This is a genomic window from Brevundimonas sp. NPDC007368 (assembly GCF_042869015.1).
Classification (GTDB): Bacteria; Pseudomonadota; Alphaproteobacteria; order Caulobacterales; family Caulobacteraceae; genus Brevundimonas.
The window spans coordinates 218,564-237,492 of sequence record NZ_JBIAFA010000006.1 but is presented as its reverse complement, the minus strand read 5'-3'; the positions used below and the strand labels follow the sequence as shown (position 1 = coordinate 237,492).

The 18,929-nt window shown below is 67.5% G+C and carries 15 protein-coding genes; 4 read left to right on the top strand and 11 right to left on the bottom strand.

Annotated features, from left to right (window positions below; genetic code table 11):
• The first annotated feature begins 153 nt into the window (after window positions 1-153).
• Together acnA and ACFYLW_RS14595 are read left to right on the top strand one after the other, a co-directional pair.
• Entirely contained in the window at window positions 154-2,880 is a 2,727-nt protein-coding gene (gene acnA, locus ACFYLW_RS14600) for an aconitate hydratase AcnA (RefSeq protein WP_312063860.1), read from the top strand.
• A gap of 118 nt (window positions 2,881-2,998) precedes the next feature.
• A complete protein-coding gene (locus ACFYLW_RS14595) occupies window positions 2,999-4,612 on the top strand; it encodes an NAD(P)/FAD-dependent oxidoreductase (protein WP_312063859.1) in 1,614 nt (537 codons plus the stop codon).
• Between the two features lie 69 nt (window positions 4,613-4,681).
• Here the strand turns inward: ACFYLW_RS14595 and acnB are convergent, their stop codons facing one another.
• From acnB to katG, 3 genes are all read right to left on the bottom strand, one after another.
• Window positions 4,682-7,264 (bottom strand): bifunctional aconitate hydratase 2/2-methylisocitrate dehydratase, encoded by a 2,583-nt coding sequence (gene acnB, locus ACFYLW_RS14590; RefSeq protein WP_312063857.1) that lies wholly within the window; start codon window positions 7,262-7,264, stop codon window positions 4,682-4,684.
• A 240-nt stretch (window positions 7,265-7,504) separates the two neighbouring features.
• A complete protein-coding gene (locus ACFYLW_RS14585) occupies window positions 7,505-8,392 on the bottom strand; it encodes a hydrogen peroxide-inducible genes activator (RefSeq protein ID WP_312063856.1) in 888 nt (295 codons plus the stop codon).
• Window positions 8,393-8,493: 101 nt separating this feature from the next.
• Window positions 8,494-10,707, bottom strand: a complete 2,214-nt coding sequence (gene katG, locus ACFYLW_RS14580) for a catalase/peroxidase HPI (protein WP_312063855.1) — start codon at window positions 10,705-10,707, stop codon at window positions 8,494-8,496.
• 272 nt (window positions 10,708-10,979) lie between these two features.
• On the opposite strand from katG, the gene ACFYLW_RS14575 reads away from it, so the two are divergent.
• Together ACFYLW_RS14575 and ACFYLW_RS14570 are read left to right on the top strand one after the other, a co-directional pair.
• On the top strand, window positions 10,980-11,534 hold the full coding sequence (locus tag ACFYLW_RS14575) for a peroxiredoxin (RefSeq protein ID WP_292084884.1): 555 nt from the start codon (window positions 10,980-10,982) through the stop codon (window positions 11,532-11,534).
• Between the two features lie 189 nt (window positions 11,535-11,723).
• Window positions 11,724-12,257 (top strand): carboxymuconolactone decarboxylase family protein, encoded by a 534-nt coding sequence (locus tag ACFYLW_RS14570; RefSeq protein WP_312063852.1) that lies wholly within the window; start codon window positions 11,724-11,726, stop codon window positions 12,255-12,257.
• Between the two features lie 74 nt (window positions 12,258-12,331).
• On the opposite strand, the gene ACFYLW_RS14565 is transcribed toward ACFYLW_RS14570, so the two are convergent.
• The 8 genes from ACFYLW_RS14565 to rimI all read right to left on the bottom strand — a co-directional run bounded on the left by ACFYLW_RS14565 (window position 12,332) and on the right by rimI (window position 18,922).
• Window positions 12,332-12,751 (bottom strand): helix-turn-helix domain-containing protein, encoded by a 420-nt coding sequence (locus ACFYLW_RS14565; protein WP_292084881.1) that lies wholly within the window; start codon window positions 12,749-12,751, stop codon window positions 12,332-12,334.
• A gap of 112 nt (window positions 12,752-12,863) precedes the next feature.
• Window positions 12,864-13,331 carry a helix-turn-helix transcriptional regulator gene (locus ACFYLW_RS14560; protein WP_312063849.1) on the bottom strand — a complete coding sequence of 156 codons (468 nt, stop codon included), beginning with the start codon at window positions 13,329-13,331 and terminating at the stop codon, window positions 12,864-12,866.
• The gene (gene lnt / locus ACFYLW_RS14555; RefSeq protein WP_312063848.1) at window positions 13,328-14,917 is read right to left on the bottom strand and encodes an apolipoprotein N-acyltransferase; all 1,590 of its coding nucleotides are present in this window, start codon (window positions 14,915-14,917) and stop codon (window positions 13,328-13,330) included. The genes ACFYLW_RS14560 and lnt overlap by 4 nt, the downstream gene beginning before the upstream one ends.
• Window positions 14,914-15,369, bottom strand: a complete 456-nt coding sequence (gene ybeY, locus ACFYLW_RS14550; protein WP_312063846.1) for an rRNA maturation RNase YbeY — start codon at window positions 15,367-15,369, stop codon at window positions 14,914-14,916. Before ybeY ends, lnt begins: the two co-directional genes overlap by 4 nt.
• Complete coding sequence (locus ACFYLW_RS14545) at window positions 15,370-16,362, bottom strand: PhoH family protein (protein WP_292084874.1); 993 nt, start codon at window positions 16,360-16,362, stop codon at window positions 15,370-15,372.
• A gap of 179 nt (window positions 16,363-16,541) precedes the next feature.
• The gene (gene miaB, locus ACFYLW_RS14540; RefSeq protein WP_312063843.1) at window positions 16,542-17,948 is read right to left on the bottom strand and encodes a tRNA (N6-isopentenyl adenosine(37)-C2)-methylthiotransferase MiaB; all 1,407 of its coding nucleotides are present in this window, start codon (window positions 17,946-17,948) and stop codon (window positions 16,542-16,544) included.
• A 52-nt stretch (window positions 17,949-18,000) separates the two neighbouring features.
• On the bottom strand, window positions 18,001-18,477 hold the full coding sequence (locus ACFYLW_RS14535) for a Fur family transcriptional regulator (protein ID WP_312063842.1): 477 nt from the start codon (window positions 18,475-18,477) through the stop codon (window positions 18,001-18,003).
• 37 nt (window positions 18,478-18,514) lie between these two features.
• A complete protein-coding gene (gene rimI / locus ACFYLW_RS14530) occupies window positions 18,515-18,922 on the bottom strand; it encodes a ribosomal protein S18-alanine N-acetyltransferase (RefSeq protein WP_312063841.1) in 408 nt (135 codons plus the stop codon).
• Window positions 18,923-18,929 lie beyond the last annotated feature (7 nt).

The following is an 18,929-nucleotide window of genomic DNA, read 5'->3' as shown; positions in this document are numbered from 1 at the left end:
GTGGATACATGGACGGCTTCCCCGCACAGGACTATATCCGCAAGCGCCGCAGCAGGCTTTCGCCGCGCGCGCCCGGGACCTGTGCGCCCCGGCGTCCAGCGCGCGAAGGCGCAACCGAATTGTCGGGCGGCGTTAGTCAGAGGACTCTTCTCCATGCCGTCGATTGACAGCCTCAAGACCCGTCAGGACCTTTCGGTCGGGCGCAAGAAATACGCCTATTACAGCCTTCCGGCCGCCGAGGAAGCCGGTCTGGCCGGGATTTCCCGCCTGCCGCGCTCGATGAAGGTGCTTCTCGAGAACCTGCTGCGCAACGAAGACGGCGTCTCGGTCACCGAGGACGACCTGAAGGCCGTCGCCGCCTGGATCGAGAACAAGGGCGCCGTCGAGCACGAGATCGCCTTCCGTCCGGCCCGCGTCCTGATGCAGGACTTCACCGGCGTGCCCGCCGTGGTCGACCTGGCCGCGATGCGCGACGCCATGGCCAAGCTGGGCGCCGACGCAGCCAAGATCAATCCGCTGGTCCCCGTCGACCTGGTCATCGACCACTCGGTCATGGTCGATCACTTCGGCGACGCCAAGGCCTTCGGCCAGAACGTCGAGCGCGAGTATGAGCGCAACATCGAGCGCTACAACTTCCTGCGCTGGGGCTCCTCGGCCTTCAACAACTTCCGCGTCGTCCCGCCCGGCACCGGCATCTGCCACCAGGTGAACCTGGAGAACCTGGCCCAGACCGTCTGGACCCTGGACGAAGGCAAGAAGACCGTCGCCTATCCCGACACCGTCGTCGGCACCGACAGCCACACCACCATGATCAACGGCCTGGCCGTTCTGGGATGGGGCGTCGGCGGCATCGAAGCCGAGGCCGCCATGCTGGGCCAGCCGATCCCGATGCTGATCCCGGAAGTCGTCGGCTTCAAGCTGACCGGCAAGCTGCCGGAAGGCGCCACCGCCACCGACCTTGTCCTGACCGTCACCCAGATGCTGCGCAAGAAGGGCGTGGTCGGCAAGTTCGTGGAATTCTTCGGCGACGCCATCGCCGGGATGACCATCGAGGATCAGGCCACCATCGCCAACATGGCCCCGGAATACGGCGCCACCTGCGGCTTCTTCCCCGTGTCGCGCGCCACCATCGACTATCTGACGGCCACCGGCCGCGACAAGGCGCGCGTCGCCCTGGTCGAAGCCTATGCCAAGGCTCAGGGCCTGTGGATCGACGAGACCTCGGAAGACCCTGTCTTCACCGACGTGCTGGAGCTGGACATCTCGACGGTCGTGCCGTCGCTGGCCGGTCCCAAGCGCCCGCAGGACCGCGTTGAACTGACCGTCGCCGCACCCTCGTTCGAGACCGCCCTGGCCGACGTCTTCGGCCGCCCGACCGACGCCGAGCGCGCCGCCGTCGAAGGCGAGAAGTTCACTGTCGGCGACGGCGACGTGGTCATCGCCGCCATCACGTCGTGCACCAACACCTCGAACCCATCGGTCCTGATCGCCGCGGGTCTGGTGGCGCGCAAGGCCCATGCCCTGGGTCTGAAGGTCAAACCCTGGGTCAAGACCTCGCTGGCCCCCGGCTCGCAGGTCGTCACCGACTACCTGACCGACGCCGGCCTGCAAAAAGACCTGGACGCCATGGGCTTCAACCTGGTGGGCTATGGCTGCACCACCTGCATCGGCAACTCGGGCCCGCTGGACCCGGCCATCTCGAAGGCGATCAACGACAACGGCCTGGTGGCGACCTCGGTCCTGTCGGGCAACCGCAACTTCGAAGGCCGCGTGAACCCCGACGTCCAGGCCAACTACCTGGCCTCGCCGCCGCTGGTCGTGGCCTACGCCATCGCCGGTTCGATGCGCATCGACATCACCAAGGACCCGATCGGTCAGGACAAGAAGGGCAAGGACGTCTTCCTGAAGGACATCTGGCCGACCTCGCAGGAGATCGCCGACATCCAGAAGAAGTCGGTCACCCCGGCCATGTTCGCCAAGCGCTACAAGGACGTCTTCAAGGGCGACAAGCACTGGCAGGCCATCAAGGTCACCGGCGGCCAGACCTATGAGTGGGAAGACACCTCCACCTACGTCCAGAACCCGCCCTACTTCGAAGGTCTGTCGATGGAGCCGGCCCCGGTCAGCGACATCGTCGAAGCCCGCATCCTGGGCATCTTCGGCGACTCGATCACCACCGACCACATCAGCCCGGCCGGTTCGATCAAGAAGGCCTCGCCCGCCGGGGTCTATCTGACCAACCACGGCGTCGACGCTCTGGACTTCAACAGCTACGGCGCCCGCCGCGGCAACCACGAAGTCATGATGCGCGGCACCTTCGCCAACATCCGCATCCGCAACAAGATCACCCCGGACATCGAGGGCGGCGTCACCAAGCACTTCCCGTCGGGCGACACCATGTCGATCTACGACGCGGCCATGCGCTATCAGTCGGAAGGCCGTCCCCTGGTCGTCTTCGCCGGCAAGGAATACGGCACCGGCTCGTCGCGCGACTGGGCGGCCAAGGGCACCCGCCTGCTGGGCGTCCGCGCCGTCATCGCCGAAAGCTACGAGCGCATCCACCGTTCGAACCTGGTCGGCATGGGCGTGGTGCCGCTGCAGTTCAAGCAGGACGGCTGGCAGAAGCTGGGGCTGACGGGCGAGGAGATCGTCACCATCCGCGGCCTGACCGACGCCAACATCGGCAAGCTGAAGCCGCGTCAGGACCTGTGGGTCGAGATGTTCCGCCCGTCGGACGGCAAGATGGCCCGCTTCCCGGTCCGCTGCCGCATCGATAACCAGACCGAGCTGGACTACCTGCTGGCCGGCGGCGTCATGCCCTACGTCCTGCGCAACCTGGCCGGCGGCCCGCAAGCCGAGACGCCCGCCGCCGCCGAATAAGCGACGGCTTCGAGCAAGAACTGGAAAGGCCGGCGGAGCGATCCGCCGGCCTTTTTCTTAGGCCAACCGCCGCCTCTTGCCTCATGCGTTTGGCGTCACGAACGGCTACAAGACACCGATGTTGCGCCTGTCAGAACTCAAGCTGCCCCTCGATCACCCGCCGGAGGCCTTGCCCGCCGCGATCGCTACCCGCCTGGGCGTGCCGCCGGGTGATATCGTTTCCTGGTCGGTCTGGAAGCGGGCGCACGACGCGCGTCGAAAGTCCGCCATCCTGAAGGTCTATATTGTCGACGTCGAAGTCAGGGACGAGGCCGCGTTGCTGGCCCGTTTCAAGGACGACGTGCACGTTCACCCCGCGCCGGACGTCACCTATCGTCCGGTTGCGGTCGCGCCCAAAGACCAGAGCCTGAGGCCCATCGTGATCGGAGCCGGACCCTGCGGCCTGTTCGCTGGGCTGATCCTGGCCGAAATGGGCTTCAAGCCCATAATCCTCGACCGCGGCAAGGTGGTGCGGGAACGCACCAAGGATACCTGGGAGCTGTGGCGCAAGAGCAAGCTGCACCCGGAATCCAACGTACAGTTCGGCGAGGGCGGCGCCGGCACCTTCTCCGACGGCAAGCTCTACAGCCAGATCAAGGACCCGCGCTTCCTGGCCCGCAAGGTCCTGACCGAGTTCGTCGCGGCGGGCGCGCCGGAAGAGATCCTGACCGAGGCGCATCCGCACATCGGCACCTTCCGTCTGGTGACCATGGTCGAGGCCATGCGCGAGAAGATCGAGGCCCTGGGCGGCGAGTACCGGTTCGAACACCGGGTGGTCGATGTCGAGCTCGACAATGGCACGCTGCGGGGCGTGCATCTGCACACCGGGGAGTTCCTGGAGGCCGATCATGTGGTCTTCGCCATCGGCCATTCGTCGCGCGACACCTTCCAGACCCTGTACGACCGGGGCGTCCATATCGAGGCCAAGCCCTTCTCGATCGGCTTCCGCATCGAACATCCGCAGTCGTGGATCGACCGGGCCCTGTTCGGGCCCTGCGCCGGACACCCCGATCTGGGAGCGGCCGCCTATTCGCTTTCGCACCACTGTTCGAACGGGCGGACCGTCTACAGCTTCTGCATGTGCCCGGGCGGGACGGTGGTGGCGGCGACCAGCGAGCCGGGGCGCGTCGTCACCAACGGCATGAGCCAGTATTCGCGCAACGAGCGGAACGCCAACTCCGGATTCGTGGTCGGCATCTCGCCCGAGGACTATCCCAGCGACCACCCGCTGGCGGGGATCGAGCTGCAGCGCGATCTGGAGACGCGCGCCTATGCGGCGGGCGGCGGCGACTATTTCGCGCCGGGCCAGCTGGTCGGCGACTTCCTGGCGGGACGGCCCTCGACCGCACTGGGAGAGGTCGTGCCCAGCTATAGACCAGGCGTGCGCCCGACTGATCTGGCCCCGCTTATGCCGGACTATGTGATCGCGGCGATGCGCGAGGCCCTGCCCGTCTTCGGCCGCAAGATCCCTCGCTATGACGACGCCCAGGCGGTGCTGACGGGGGTGGAGACGCGCAGTTCCTCGCCCATCCGCATGACGCGCGGCGCGGACTTCCAGAGCCTGAACGTGCGCGGTCTGTTTCCCGCCGGCGAAGGCGCGGGCTATGCCGGGGGCATCCTGTCGGCGGCCGTCGACGGCATCAAGGTCGCCGAGGCCGTCGCCCGATCAATGATCGGACAGACGGCGACCTAGACGCGCCGCCCATGAAAACGGCCGATGGATCGCTCCATCGGCCGTTTGTCTTTCAGAGTATCGTCCGCCTTATTCGGCTGCGACGCGATCCGCGTATTCGGGGATCTGGTCGAAGTTCATGTAGCGGTAGACCTCGTCGCGGTCGGCGTCGATGACGCCCATCTCGGCCATGTATTCGGCCACGGTGGGGATACGGCCCATCTTGGAGGCGACGGCGGCCAGTTCGGCCGAGGCCAGATAGACGTTCGAGCCCTTGCCCAGACGGTTGGGGAAGTTGCGGGTCGAGGTCGAGACCACGGTCGCGCCTTCCTTCACCTGGGCCTGGTTCCCCATGCACAGCGAGCAGCCTGGCATCTCCATGCGGGCGCCGGCGCCGCCGAGGGTCGAGTAGTGGCCCTCCTTGGTCAGCTCCGAGGCGTCCATCTTGGTCGGCGGGGCCACCCACAGACGGGTCGGGATGTCCTTCTTGCCCTTCAGCAGCAGCGAGGCCGCACGGAAGTGGCCGATGTTGGTCATGCACGAGCCGATGAAGACCTCGTCGATCGGGGTCTCCTGCACTTCCGACAGCAGGCGCGCGTCGTCGGGGTCGTTGGGGGCGCACAGGATGGGCTCCTTGACGTCCGCCAGGTCGATCTCGATGACGTGGGCGTATTCGGCGTCGGCGTCGGCCTCCAGCAGGTTCGGCGCGGCCAGCCAGGCCTCCATGGCGTCGATGCGGCGCTGCAGGGTGCGGGCGTCGGCGTAACCGTCGGCGATCATGTTCTTCATGAGCACGATGTTCGAGGTCATGTACTCGATGATGGGTTCCTTGTTCAGCTTGACGGTGCAACCCGCCGCCGAACGCTCGGCCGAGGCGTCGGTCAGTTCGAACGCCTGCTCCACCTTCAGGTCCGGCAGGCCCTCGATCTCGAGGATACGGCCCGAGAACTCATTGACCTTGCCGGCCTTGGCCACCGTCAGCAGGCCCTGCTGGATGGCGTAGTAGGGGATGGCGTGGACCAGGTCGCGCAGGGTGATGCCGGGCTGCATCGTACCCTTGAAGCGGACCAGGATCGACTCCGGCATGTCCAGCGGCATGACGCCGGTGGCGGCGCCGAAGGCCACCAGGCCCGAACCGGCCGGGAAGGAGATGCCGATGGGGAAGCGGGTGTGGCTGTCGCCGCCGGTGCCGACGGTGTCGGGCAGCAGCAGGCGGTTCAGCCAGGAGTGGATCACGCCGTCGCCGGGGCGCAGGGCCACGCCGCCGCGGTTGGAGATGAACTGCGGCAGTTCGCGGTGCGTCTTGACGTCGACCGGCTTGGGATAGGCGGCGGTGTGGCAGAAGGACTGCATCACCATGTCGGCCGAGAAGCCGAGGCAGGCCAGGTCCTTCAGCTCGTCGCGCGTCATCGGGCCGGTCGTGTCCTGCGAGCCGACCGTGGTCATGCGCGGTTCGCAATAGGTGCCCGGACGGATGCCCTGACCTTCCGGCAGACCGCAGGCGCGGCCGACCATCTTCTGGGCCACGGTGAAGCCCTTGCCGCTGTCTTCGGGCGTGACCGGCAGGCGGAACTCGGTCGAGGCGGCCAGACCCAGGGCCTCGCGGGCGCGGGCGGTCAGCGACCGTCCAATGATCAGGTTGATGCGGCCGCCGGCCTGGACCTCGTCCAACAGGACCTGCGACTTCAGCTCGAAGTCGGCGACCTTTTCGCCGTTCTTCTCGATCTTGCCCTCATAGGGATAGATGTCGATGACGTCGCCCATGTTCAGGCTGGTCACGTCGACCTCGATCGGCAGGGCGCCCGAGTCTTCCTGGGTGTTGAAGAAGATGGGGGCGATCTTGCCGCCCAGGGTCACGCCGCCGAAGCGCTTGTTCGGCACGAAGGGGATGTCCTGGCCGGTGGCCCAGATGACGCTGTTGGTCGCCGACTTGCGCGACGAGCCGGTGCCGACCACGTCGCCGACATAGGCGACCAGGTGGCCCTTGGCCTTCAGGTCCTCGATGAACGACATCGGGCCGCGCACGCCGTCCTGTTCCGGCGTGATGCCCGGACGCGCGTTCTTCAGCATGGCCAGGTAGTGCAGCGGAATGTCGGGGCGCGACCAGGCGTCGGGCGCCGGCGACAGGTCGTCGGTGTTGGTCTCGCCGGTGACCTTGAAGACGGTGACGGTGATCTTGTCGGCGACCTTGTCGCGCGAGGTGAACCACTCGGCCTCGGCCCAGGACTTCAGCACGGCCTGGGCGTTGGCGTTGCCGCCCTTGGCCAGTTCGGCGACGTCGTGGAAGAAGTCGAACATCAGCAGGGTCTTCTTCAGACCCTCGGCGGCGACGGCGCCGACGACCGCATCGTTCAGCAGGTCGATCAGCGGCTTGACGTTATAGCCCCCGACCATGGTGCCCAGCAGTTCGGTCGCCCGCTCGCGCGACAGCGACGGCACGGCGAAGTCGCCGTGAGCCACGGCGGACAGGAAGGAGGCCTTGACCTTGGCCGCGTCGTCCACGCCCGGCGGCACGCGATGGGTCAGCAGGTCCAGCAGTTCCTGCTCGGCTACGCCCGCCGGCGGCGCCTTGATCAGCTCGATCAGGTCGGCGGTCTGCTCGGCCGACAGCGGCAGCGGCGGAATGCCCAAGGCCGCGCGTTCGGCGACGTGAAGACGATAGGTTTCGAGCATGAGCGGCCTTCCTTGGTCCAGTCGCGACATGACTGGCCCGTCGGCCCGCCAAAACCGCGCGTGGCCTTTCCCACATAAGGGTCGGGGTCGCAAGGGAAGGGGGCCGGTTCGGCCTTCGACCTCCGTCGTAGGGGGACCTCGTCCCCTGTCGTCATCCTCGGGTCAAGCCCGAGGATGACGGCGGACACGGAGCTAGGCATGTGAAAGGCATGGCGGCTCAAGGGCGGCGGCGCCCCGCCGCTAGTCCAGCTTGAGCGCCTCGGCCAGCAGCCGGGCCTCGGCGGCGCGGCTGGAGCCGGCGCGCCAGGCGACGACGATCTCGCGGCGGGGGGCGTCGGCGGAGATGGGGCGGACCACGACGCCAGGGTTGTCGGCCAGACCCGCCTGCACCGCCATCTGCGGCAGGAAGCTGACGCCGAGGCCCGAGGACACCATCTGCACCAGGGTGTGCAGGGAGGTGGCGGCGAAGACATCCTCGCCGCGCGGGGCCTCGATGTTGACGGCGGCCAGGGCCTGATCACGCAGGCAGTGGCCGTCCTCGAGCAGGATCAGGTCGTCGGCCTTCAGCATCCCCTCGGGGATGGGGCCGAGACCGGCGAGCGGGTGTCCGATCGGGGCGGCGGCCAGGATTTCGTCGTCGCCGATGCGGGCGTGGTCGATGCCCGGCGCCTCATAGGGCAGGGCGATGACGGCGGCGTCCAGCTGGCCCGCCTTCAGCCCGGCGATCAGACGCGGGGTCAGGTCCTCGCGGATGAAAAGCCGCAGGGCCGGGTATTGGTCACGCAGACCGGGCAGGGCGCGCGGCAACAGGAAGGGGGCGACGGTGGGGATGACGCCCAGACGGAACCGGCCGGACAGGGGCTTGCCCGCATTGCGCGCCGCCTCGACCAGATCCTCGGTGCGGGCCAGAACGTCCTCGGCGCGCTTGACCGCCTCGGCGCCGACGGCGGTCAGCTGGACCGCGCCGCGCGTGCGTTCGACCACCGGCGCGCCCAGGATCTTCTCCAGCTCCTGCACCCCGGCCGACAGGGCCGGCTGGCTGACATGGGCCGCCTCGGCCGCGCGGCTGAAGGAGGCGTGCTCGGCCAGGAGTTTGAGATAGTGGAGCTGTCGCAGGGTGGGGAGCATCCGCCCCACATAGGCGCGCCCTATGGTGTTTTCAAAGACAATCGAAACCATTGATGAAGAAAGGCGCCGCGAACCGCTCTGCCCGCGGCGCCCCCTATGGTCTAGTTCAGGTCGAACCGGTCGGCGTTCATGACCTTGCTCCAGGCCGCGACGAAGTCCCGTACGAACTTCTCGCCCGCGTCAGCCGAGGCATAGACCTCGGACAGGGCGCGTAGCTGGGAGTTGGAGCCGAACACCAGATCGGTGCGGGTGGCGGTCCACAGCTCCTCGCCGCTGGCGCGGTCATTGCCGGTGAAGACCTCGTCGGCGCTGTCGTCGACCTGTTTCCAGCCGGTCTTCATGTCCAGCAGGTTGACGAAGAAGTCGTTGGACAACACGCCCGGCCGGTTGGTCAGGACGCCGTGGGTCGAGCCGCCGTGGTTGGCGCCCAGGACCCGCAGGCCGCCGACCAGGACCGTCATCTCCGGGGCCGTCAGACCCAGCAGTTGGGCCCGGTCGATCAGCAGCTCCTCGGTCGGGACGTTGAAGCGGACCTGCAGATAGTTGCGGAAACCGTCAGCGCGCGGCTCCAGCACCTTGAAGCCCTCGACGTCGGTCTGCTCTTGCGAGGCGTCGGTGCGACCCGGCGTGAAGGGGACCGTCACGTCGTGACCGCCGGCCTTGGCCGCCTGCTCGACCCCGACCACGCCGCCCAGGACGATCAGGTCGGCGATGGAGACGTTGAGACCGGACGCCGCCTGGATGTCCTCATAGACCTTGAGGACGCGAGCCAGCCTGGCCGGTTCGTTGACGTCCCAGTCCTTTTGCGGAGCCAGGCGCAGGCGCCCGCCGTTGGCGCCGCCGCGATAGTCCGAACCGCGGAAGGTCGCGGCCGAGGCCCAGGCCGTCGACACCAGCTCAGCGACCGACAGGCCCGAGGCCGCAATGCGGTCCTTCAGAGTCTTGACGTCGGCGTCCGACAGTTTCGGTCCCGTGTGCGCCGGGATCGGGTCCTGCCAGATCAGGTCCTCGGCCGGGACGTCCGGGCCCAGATAGCGGGCCTTGGGTCCCATGTCGCGGTGGCACAGCTTGAACCAGGCGCGGGCGAACTGGTCGCCGAAATAGGCCGGATCGGCGCGGAACCGCTCCATGATGGGGCGATAGATCGGATCGATCTTGAAGGCCATGTCGGCCGTCGTCATCATCGTCGGCACGCGCTTGCCCGGCGTATGGGCGGCCGGGGCCAGGGTCTCCGGCGGATTGCCCACCGGCTGCCACTGCTTGGCGCCCGCCGGGCTGCGGACCAGCTCGTAGTCGTGGTCCAGCAGCATATCGAAATAGGTCATGTCCCAGGTGATCGGCGTAGGGGTCCAGGCGCCCTCGATGCCCGAGGTGATCGTGTGGTCGCCGATGCCGCTCTCGTGGCCCGAGATCCAGCCCAGGCCCTGCTGGGCGATGTCGGCGCCCTCGGGGCTGACGCCCACCTTGGAGGCATCGCCGGCGCCGTGGGCCTTGCCGAAGGTGTGACCCCCGGCGGTCAGGGCGGCCGTCTCCTCGTCGTTCATGCCCATGCGGGCGAAGGTCTCGCGAATGTCGCGAGCCGAGGCCAGAGCTTCGGGCACGCCGCCGGGACCTTCCGGATTCACATAGATCAGGCCCATCTGGATGGCGGCCAGGGGCTCTTCCAGCGCCATGTCCTTGTCAGGCTGGATGCGGGTCTGGTTGCCCTCGTCGCCGACCCAGTTCTCTTCGGTGCCCCAATAGACGTCCTTCTCCGGCTCCCAGACGTCGGCGCGGCCGCCGCCGAAGCCGAAGACCGGCCCGCCCATGCTCTCGATGGCGACGTTGCCGGCCAGAATCATCAGGTCGGCCCAGCTGAGCTTGGCGCCGTACTTCTGCTTGATCGGCCACAGCAGGCGGCGCGCCTTGTCCAGGTTGCCGTTGTCCGGCCAGGAGTTGAGCGGGGCGAAACGCTGCTGGCCCGCACCGGCGCCGCCGCGCCCGTCGCCGGTGCGATAGGTGCCCGCCGAGTGCCAGGCCATGCGGATGAAGAAGGGGCCGTAGTGGCCGTAGTCCGCCGGCCACCAGGGCTGGCTGTCGGTCATCAGGGCGGTCAGGTCGCGCTTCACCGCCGCCAGGTCCAGCGACTTGAAGGCGGCGGCGTAGTCGAAGTCGTCGCCCATCGGGTCGCCCGACTTGCCCTGCTGATGCAGGATGTCCATCGACAGCTGATTGGGCCACCAGTCGCGGTTGGTGCGCCCCAGAAGCGAACGCAGGGCGCCCGGTTCCTTGCGGGGATCGTGGAGAGGGGTGGGGCCGCCTGCTTGTCCGTCCATGACTTTCCTCCTGGTCAGCAGATTAGGCCCGGAGCCTACGCCCGGTTCCGCACTGAAGGAAAATCGATAAACTTTCTCGCCACCAGCAGGAAAACTTATGGTCGAGATGGATAGGCGCGTTTGCGCATTGCCGTTCACCCATAACTAAAATCTATTCGGCTGCGTGAAATCATCGATTTGACTTCCGAGGCCTCACGTCCCATCTGAGGCCCATCGGCGATGCACCTCCCTGCGACGCCGGAAGTCTTACATTGTCAGAATGGAGCTCCACTATGCTGGGCGTCGGTCAAAAACTGCCTGAATTCAAGATCACTGGCGTGAAGCCGGGCTTCAACAGCCACGAAGAAAACGGCGTTTCGGCCTTCGAAACCGTCACCCAGGACAGCTTCGAGGGCAAGTGGAAGGTCATCTTCTTCTACCCGAAGGACTTCACCTTCGTCTGCCCGACCGAAATCGCCGCCTTCGCCAAGCTGAACAAGGAATTCGAAGACCGCGACACCGTGGTCCTCGGCGGTTCGACCGACAACGAGTTCACCAAGCTGGCCTGGCGTCGTGATCACGCCGACCTGAACAAGCTGCCGATGTGGCAGTTCGCCGACTGCGGCGGCAAGCTGGCCCGCGAGCTGGGCGTCCTGGACGAGGAAAACGGCGTCGCCCTGCGCGCCACCTTCGTTGTGGACCCGCACAACGTGGTCCAGCACGTCTACGTCACCAACCTGAACGTCGGCCGTTCGCCGGAAGACACGCTTCGCGTGGTCGATGCTCTGCAGACCGACGAACTGTGCGCCTGCAACCGCCCGGTCGGCGGCGAGACCCTGGCCGCTTAAGTACTGGCCAAGGAAGGCCCGGACCGCGTTCGTAATGGTCCGGGCCGCCCCTCTTGAAGAGGCGGCGGCGGGCGACTGTCGCCGCCTTTTTCATGCCTGACGCCCCCGAATCCGGCCCTGACGGGGCGCGTCGGCAGTCCCTATATCGTATCCGGCGCAAGCGGCGCCGTTGAGCAGAAGGAAGTCCCCATGTCCATCGACGCCCTGCGCGACCTCATCCCGGCCTACGGCAAGGACATCTCGCTGAACCTGTCCTCGCTGGCCAGCGAGACCGTGCTGAACGACCAGCAGAAGTGGGGCTGCTTCCTGGCCTCGGCCCACGCCATCGGCGTCGCCCCGGCGGTCAAGGCCATCGAGGCCGCCGCCGCCGCCGTCATGACCCCCGAAGCGATGAACGCCGCCAAGGCCGCCGCCGCCATCATGGGCATGAACAACATCTACTACCGCTCGCTGCACCTGATGAAGAACAACGAGTACACGACCCTGCCGGCCAAGCTGCGCATGAACGTGATCGCCAACCCGGGCGTCGACAAGCTGGACTTCGAACTGTGGTCGACCGCCGTCTCGGCCATCAACGGCTGCGGCGCCTGCCTGGACGCCCACGAAGGCGAACTGCGCAAGCACGGCGTGCCCAACGTCCAGGTCCAGGCCGCCCTGCGCATCGGCGCCGTGGTCCACGCCGCCAGCCGCATCCTCGCCTCGGAAGCCGCCCTGGCCGGTTGATCCGCAGGCGCCGCCAGACAGCAGAAAGGCGCGGAGCGATCCGCGCCTTTTTCAATTCTGGCCTGGGACCAAGCTCAGCCCTTGTCGGCCGGCGCCTCGTGCCCGGCCATCTCGCGCATCATGTCCAGGATCAGCTTCTGCTGACGCACCGACAACTGCGGGGCCAGACGACCGATCTCGATGCTTTGACGCGTAGTGGGGAAATCGTGGACGAAGGGCTCGACCTCTCCCTCGGCCATGCCCGGCTGAGGCGTCGTCAGTCCCTCGAAGAAGTAGCCGATATCGACCTTGAAGAAGCGGGCGATGTCCCACAGCTTGGACGCCGAGATGCGGTTGGCGCCCTTCTCGTACTTCTGGATCTGCTGAAAGGTCAGGCCCAGCGCCCGGCCCAGATCGCTCTGATTGTAACCGAGCGCGATGCGCTTGTCGCAGACCCGCCGACCGACATGACGGTCCACGGGATGGGGGCCGTCCTCTGCAGAGCCTCTGACCATCACGCGTTCTCGCTGAAATCTACGCCCGAACTCAATTGTCTCGAAATGCGACGGATAGCCAGCGGTGTCACGACAATTCGCGTTGTGCGCGTGTCCTTGCAGCCTGACCCGGCTAGCGGTCGCCCTCATCCTTCAAGGCTCGGATGACCGCCAAGGCCGTGCGCTGGCGCGCTTCCGGCAGGTCTCTCGCCGCAGCGCCGATCCTCTGCACCAGGCCGCCGTGTTCCGGCGGCGCCTCTGCCTGCCCCCCGGCGTCGTGGGCGCCGAAAAGACTTTGAGGCTCTGGAAGCCTCTCGAAGGTCGCAGTTGGGGCGGCGCCCGAAAATGGCTGCCCCCTGAAAACGCTGGTGATGTCGATCTTCAACGCCTCACAGAACTGCCACAAGCGAGCAGCGGGAAGGCGATTGGCGCCGCTTTCGTGGCGGCCCCACTGGTTCGTCGAGATATCCAGTTTGCGGGCCATGTCCGCCTGAGTCAGACCATGGTTCTCCCGGATAAAACGGACGCGCGCGCCGAGATGCTCATCAATATGACGCGTCCGCTTGCGGTCCTGCTCGTCCTCGTCGCCCGCCTTGCTCATGCCCGCCCCTTGCGCCTTCCCCACGACAGGCCACCCGCCAGCATCAGGACCAGCAGGACGCCGAACAGGCCGTCGCCCCAACGGCCGTAGAGGGTCGGCGCCGCCGGTTCCGGCAGGCGCACGTCGATGACGCCGGCATGGCCGGGGTCCAGCCGCTTGCCGTCCACGACCCGGCCCCAGGGGTCGATCATGGCCGAGACGCCGGTCGGGGTGGCCCGCGCGATCGGCAGTCCGGTCTCGATGGCGCGATAGCTGGCCAGGTTCAGGTGCTGGCGCGGGCCCGAGGTGGCGCCGAACCAGGCATCGTTGGAGACGTTGACGATCCAGGCCGGACGGTCAGCGTCCTTGGCCGGGGTGAAGCCCGGATAGAGGCTTTCGTAGCAGATCAGCGGCTGGACGTTGGGCGCGTTGACCAGGCTGATAGGCGCGGGCTTCGGCCCGGGGCTGAAGTCGGCGGGAACGTGGACCAGGCTGCGCACGCCGATCCGGCTCATCAGGCGGCCCAGCGGCAGATATTCGCCGAACGGCACCAGACGGTGCTTGTCGTAGATGGCGCCGATCCGCAGGCCCGCCGCGCCCTCGTCGTGCAGGGCGAACAGGCTGTTGAAGTAGCGCGCGCCGCCCTCGGCGCTCGGGTCGGCCTCGCCGCGGCTGATGCCCATCAGCAGGGTCTGGCCCGTCTGCAGAGCGCCGGCGATGGCCTGGGCGTCGGCCGAGTTGAAGACGTCGTTCGCGGTGGCGGGCAGGGCTCCTTCGGGCCAGACCACCACGTCGGGAACCGCAGCCCCCTTTTGGGCGGTCAGAGCCACATAGCGATCGACGATGGCCTGATAGGCCTCGGGCGACCATTTGGATTCCTGAGGGATGTCGGCCTGAACCAGACGGATCAGGGTCGGACCGTCCACGCGCTCGGCCGACGACAGACGCAGGGCGCCGAAGCCGAACAGGCCCGCCAGCACCGCGACGCCCAGACCGGCGGCGATCCAGCGCGGACGACGCGCACCGCCGCTCGCCAGCAAGCCCAGGGCCGAAACGGCCGCCAGCGTCACCAGCCCCAAACCATAGACGCCCGCGACCGAGGCGAATTGCGACATGGCCGAACCCGCCTGCCACGCCGCGCCGGTCGGATTCCAGGGAAAGCCGGTCAGGACATGGCCGCGCAGCCATTCCAGCAGGGCGAACAGGGCGGCGAACAGCAGCACCCGCCGGGCCGCGTCGCGCGGGGCGAAACGGCGATACAGGGCCGTCGCCGCGCCGAAGAAGAGCCCCAGCCCCATGGGCAGCAGGCTGGCGGCGAAGGGCGCCATCCAGGCCTGGTCCTTGTTGACCAGGAAGGCCTCGGCCACCCACCAGCAGCCGATGAAGAAGTAGGCGAACCCGGCCAGCCAGCCGACCCAGAAGCCGCCCTCCACCGTCCGCGAGCGCTCGGCCAGCAGCATCAACAAGGGATAGCCCAGCAGGCCCGGCAGGATCCCGAACGGCGGATGCGCCAGAGCCGCGCCGGCGCCCGCCAGAAGAGCCAGGGCGATACGACCCCAGCGGTTCGTCAGCACGCCCCCCCAAAGGGCCGACAAACGCTCGTTCATGCAATCGCCTCATGTTCAGCGGCATAGGGATCGGCGACGCCGAGCGACGCCAGGATCTCGCGCTCCTCGGCCTCCATCTCCTCGGCCTCGGCGTCATCTTCGTGGTCGCGGCCCAGCAGGTGCAGCACGCCGTGGACGACCAGATGGCTCAGATGGTTCGACAGGGTCTTGCCCTGCACCTCAGCTTCAGCGGCGCAATAGGCGAAGCCCAGCACCACGTCGCCCAGATGCGGAAATGCGCTCTCGGCCGCCGGGAAGGACAGGACGTTGGTCGGCCGATCCTTGTCGCGGAAACGGGCGTTCAGATCCTGAACCCCGGCGTCATCGGTCAGCAGCACGACCACATCGCCCTCGACGGTTCCCAGCGCCGCAGTTGCCGCGTGCAGGACGACGGCCTCGACGTCAGACAGCGCAGCCGTCCAGGCCGCGTCCTCGACTTCGATCTCGATCATTCAGTCTTCGTCCTCGAGGTCCGGCGTCGGACGGTTGCGCGCCGCGTCGGCGTCATAGGCGCGCACGATGCGCTCGACCATGGCGTGGCGCACCACGTCCTCGGCCTTGAAGGCCTGAACCCCGACCCCCTTCACGTCCTTCAGGATGCGCAGGGCGTGGGCGAGACCGGAATCGCGCGGGTTCAGCAGGTCGATCTGCGACGGGTCGCCGGTCACCACCATGCGGGCGCCCTCGCCCAGACGGGTCAGGACCATCTTCATCTGCAGGCGCGAGGTGTTCTGGGCCTCGTCGACGATGATGAAGGCGTGGCTGAGGGTGCGCCCGCGCATGAAGGCGATGGGGGCGGCTTCGATCTCGCCCTTCTCGCGGCGACGACGCACGTCCTCGACGCCGAGGATGTCGTTCAGCGCCTCCCAGATCGGAGCCAGATAAGGGTCGACCTTCTCATTCAGGTCGCCCGGCAGGAAGCCCAGCTTCTCGCCCGCCTCAACGGCCGGACGGGTGATGACCAGGCGGTCCACCTGGCCGCGCCGCAGCAGACTGGCGCCATAGGCCGCCGCCAGGAAGGTCTTGCCTGTGCCCGCCGGACCGACGCCGAAGGTCAGCTCGCAGCGGCTGAGCAGGTCCAGATAGCGCGCCTGAGCCGCCGTCTTGGGCGCGATGGCCCCGCGCCGCCCGACCGGCAGGGCCACGGCGTCCGGCACCACCCGGCCCTGATCTGCGCGCGGCTGCGTCACCGCGGCGCCGAGCGCCATCCGCACATCGGCCTCGGTGATCTCGGCGCCTGCGTCGGCCCGTTTGGCCAGGGTTTCGACCACGCGTTTCGCCTGGGCCCGATCCCGCGCCGAGCCGTTGATCGACACGCCCCCGCCAGGCGCCTCGACCAGCACCTTGAAGGCGTCCTCAATCAGGGCGACGTGGCGGCTGTTGGGGCCGATCACGGCTCGCAGCGCCTGATCGCTCAGGGACAGGAATTCGGACTCTCGCGCCATTAAGGCTCCATCTTTGTTGCTCTAGCGCCCCGCTCGCGGAGCGGGGCTGCTTGAGAGCGTTTTAGGGCCCCTATCGCCTTGCTCGCGGAGCGAGGCTGCTTGAGGGACCATTCTCTTGTGTCCCTAACGCCTCGTCCAGCGGGACGAGGCTGCTTGAGGGACGTCGCTGCAATACCGATCTAGATAGTGCTTGGGTCGGCCAACCGCCCGTTCAGACTGTTCTGGGCGCCGCTGATGATCTGTACCGGAACGATCTGGCCCAGCAGATGATCCGCGTCCTCGACGTGAACGGCCTGCAGATAGGGCGAACGACCGATGGCCTGACCCGCATAACGTCCCTTCTTTTCGAACAGCACGTTCAACGTCTTGCCCGCCTGGGCGGCGTTGAAGGCGGTCTGCTGCTCGAACAACAGGGCCTGGAGCCGCTGCAGGCGTTCCAGCCCGACCTTCTCCTCGATCTGACCCGGCATGGTGGCGGCAGGGGTGCCGGGACGCGGCGAATAGACGAAGCTGAAGGCGCCCGCATAGGTGACCTGGCGCACCAGATCGAGGGTCTCCTCGAAGTCGCGATCCGTCTCGCCGGGGAAGCCGACGATGAAGTCGCCGGCGATGGCCATGTCGGGCCGCGCGTCGCGGATGCGGGCGATCAGGTCGATGTATTTCTGGCGGCCATGCTTGCGGTTCATCAGCCGCAACACCCGGTCAGACCCGGCCTGCACCGGCAGGTGGAGATAGGGCATCAGGGCGTCCAGATCGGCATGGGCGGCGATCAGGTCGTCGCTCATGTCGTTGGCGTGGCTGGTCGTGTAGCGGATGCGGTCCAGACCAGGGATCTCGGCCAGGGCGTAGGCCAGCCGGGCCAGGGTGAAGGGCTTTCCGTCCGGCCCCTCGCCGTCATAGGCGTTGACGTTCTGGCCCAGCAGGGTGACCTCGCGCACGCCTCGGTCGGCCAGGGCGCGGGCCTCGGCCAGGACGGCAGAAACCGGGCGCGACCACTCGGCGCCGCGCGTATAGGGCACGACGCAGAAGGTGCAGAACTTGTCGCAGCCCTCCTGCACGGTCAGGAAGGCGGTCGGGCCCTCGCCGCCGCGAGCGGTGGGCAGGGCGTCGAACTTCTCATGCGGAGCGAAGTCGGCGCCGATGCGCTCGCCGCGCGCTCGCGCCGTGCGGGTCAGCAATTCCGGCAGCTGGTGGTAGGCCTGGGGGCCGACCACCAGGTCCACCGCCGGCTGGCGCTTCATGATCTCCTCGCCCTCGGCCTGGGCGACGCAGCCGGCGACCGCGATGGTCATGCCGCCGTCGCCGCGCGCGACCTTGCGCTCGCGCATCTGCTTCAGCTTGCCCAGTTCCGAATAGACCTTTTCGGCGGCCCGTTCGCGGATGTGGCAGGTGTTGAGGATGACGAAGTCGGCCCCCTCGGGCGCGTCTGTCGGCGCATAGCCCAGAGGGCGCAGAACGTCGGCCATGCGCTCGCTGTCATAGACGTTCATCTGACAGCCGTAGGTCTTGATGAAGAGGCGTTTGGGCGTAGCTGAAACAGCCACGCCATCCGCCGTTTCCACGGGCTTTTCGAGCGTATCGGTCATGCCCGGCTTATGATCGCCGAAGGCGGCGACGGCAAGACGAGCGGACGCAGCCTCAGTTGTCGGTGGGCTCCACGCGTGCGGCGTGACGCTTGTAGATCAGGCCTTCGCGCTCGCTCGGCTCGACGCCCTCGATCGAGTGGCCGTAGAGCTCCAGCTTGTGACCGACCAGTTCGAAGCCCAGGCGCTTGGCGATCTCGGTCTTCAGACGCTCGATCTCGGCGTCGAAGAACTCGATGACCTCGCCGGTCTTGGTGTCGATCAGGTGGTCGTGGTGGTCGTCGCCCGCTTCTTCGTAGCGGCTGCGGCCGTCGCCGAAGTCGTGCTTTTCGACCACGCCCGCCTCTTCGAACAGGCGCACGGTGCGATAGACGGTGGCGATCGAGATATGCGGATCGATGGCCGAGGCGCGGCGATACAGCTCCTCGACGTCAGGGTGATCCTCGGCCTGCGACAGCACGCGGGCGATCACGCGCCGCTGCTCGGTCATACGCATGCCGCGGTCGGCGCAAAGTTTCTCGATCCGTTCCATGGGCCGGAGGATAGGCTGAGCCGTCGCCTTATGGAAGCTATCGAGAAAAGTTCAGCGCCAGCACCAGGGCGTCCTCACGACTTCCATCCGCACGCGCATAATATCCGCGCCGACGCCCCGCCTCGGTGAACCCCGTCCTGGCGTAGAGGGCGCGGGCAGCGACATTGTCCTCGGCCACTTCCAGGAACATGCGCTCGGCCCCCAGCGCCGCCGCTCGGACCACGGCGGCCTCGACCAGACGTCGGCCGAGCCCGCCGCGCCTTGCGGATGGCCGCACGGCCAGGGTCAGGATCTCCGCCTCGTCGGCGACCACGCGGATCAGGATGAAGCCGTCGGGCTCCTCGACCGCAAAGACACCGGGCGCGGCCAGCAGGGCCGACAGGGAGGCGGCGTCCCACGGCGTCTCGAAGGCCTCGGCGTGGAGGGCGGCGAGGGCGTCGGTCACGAGGGGC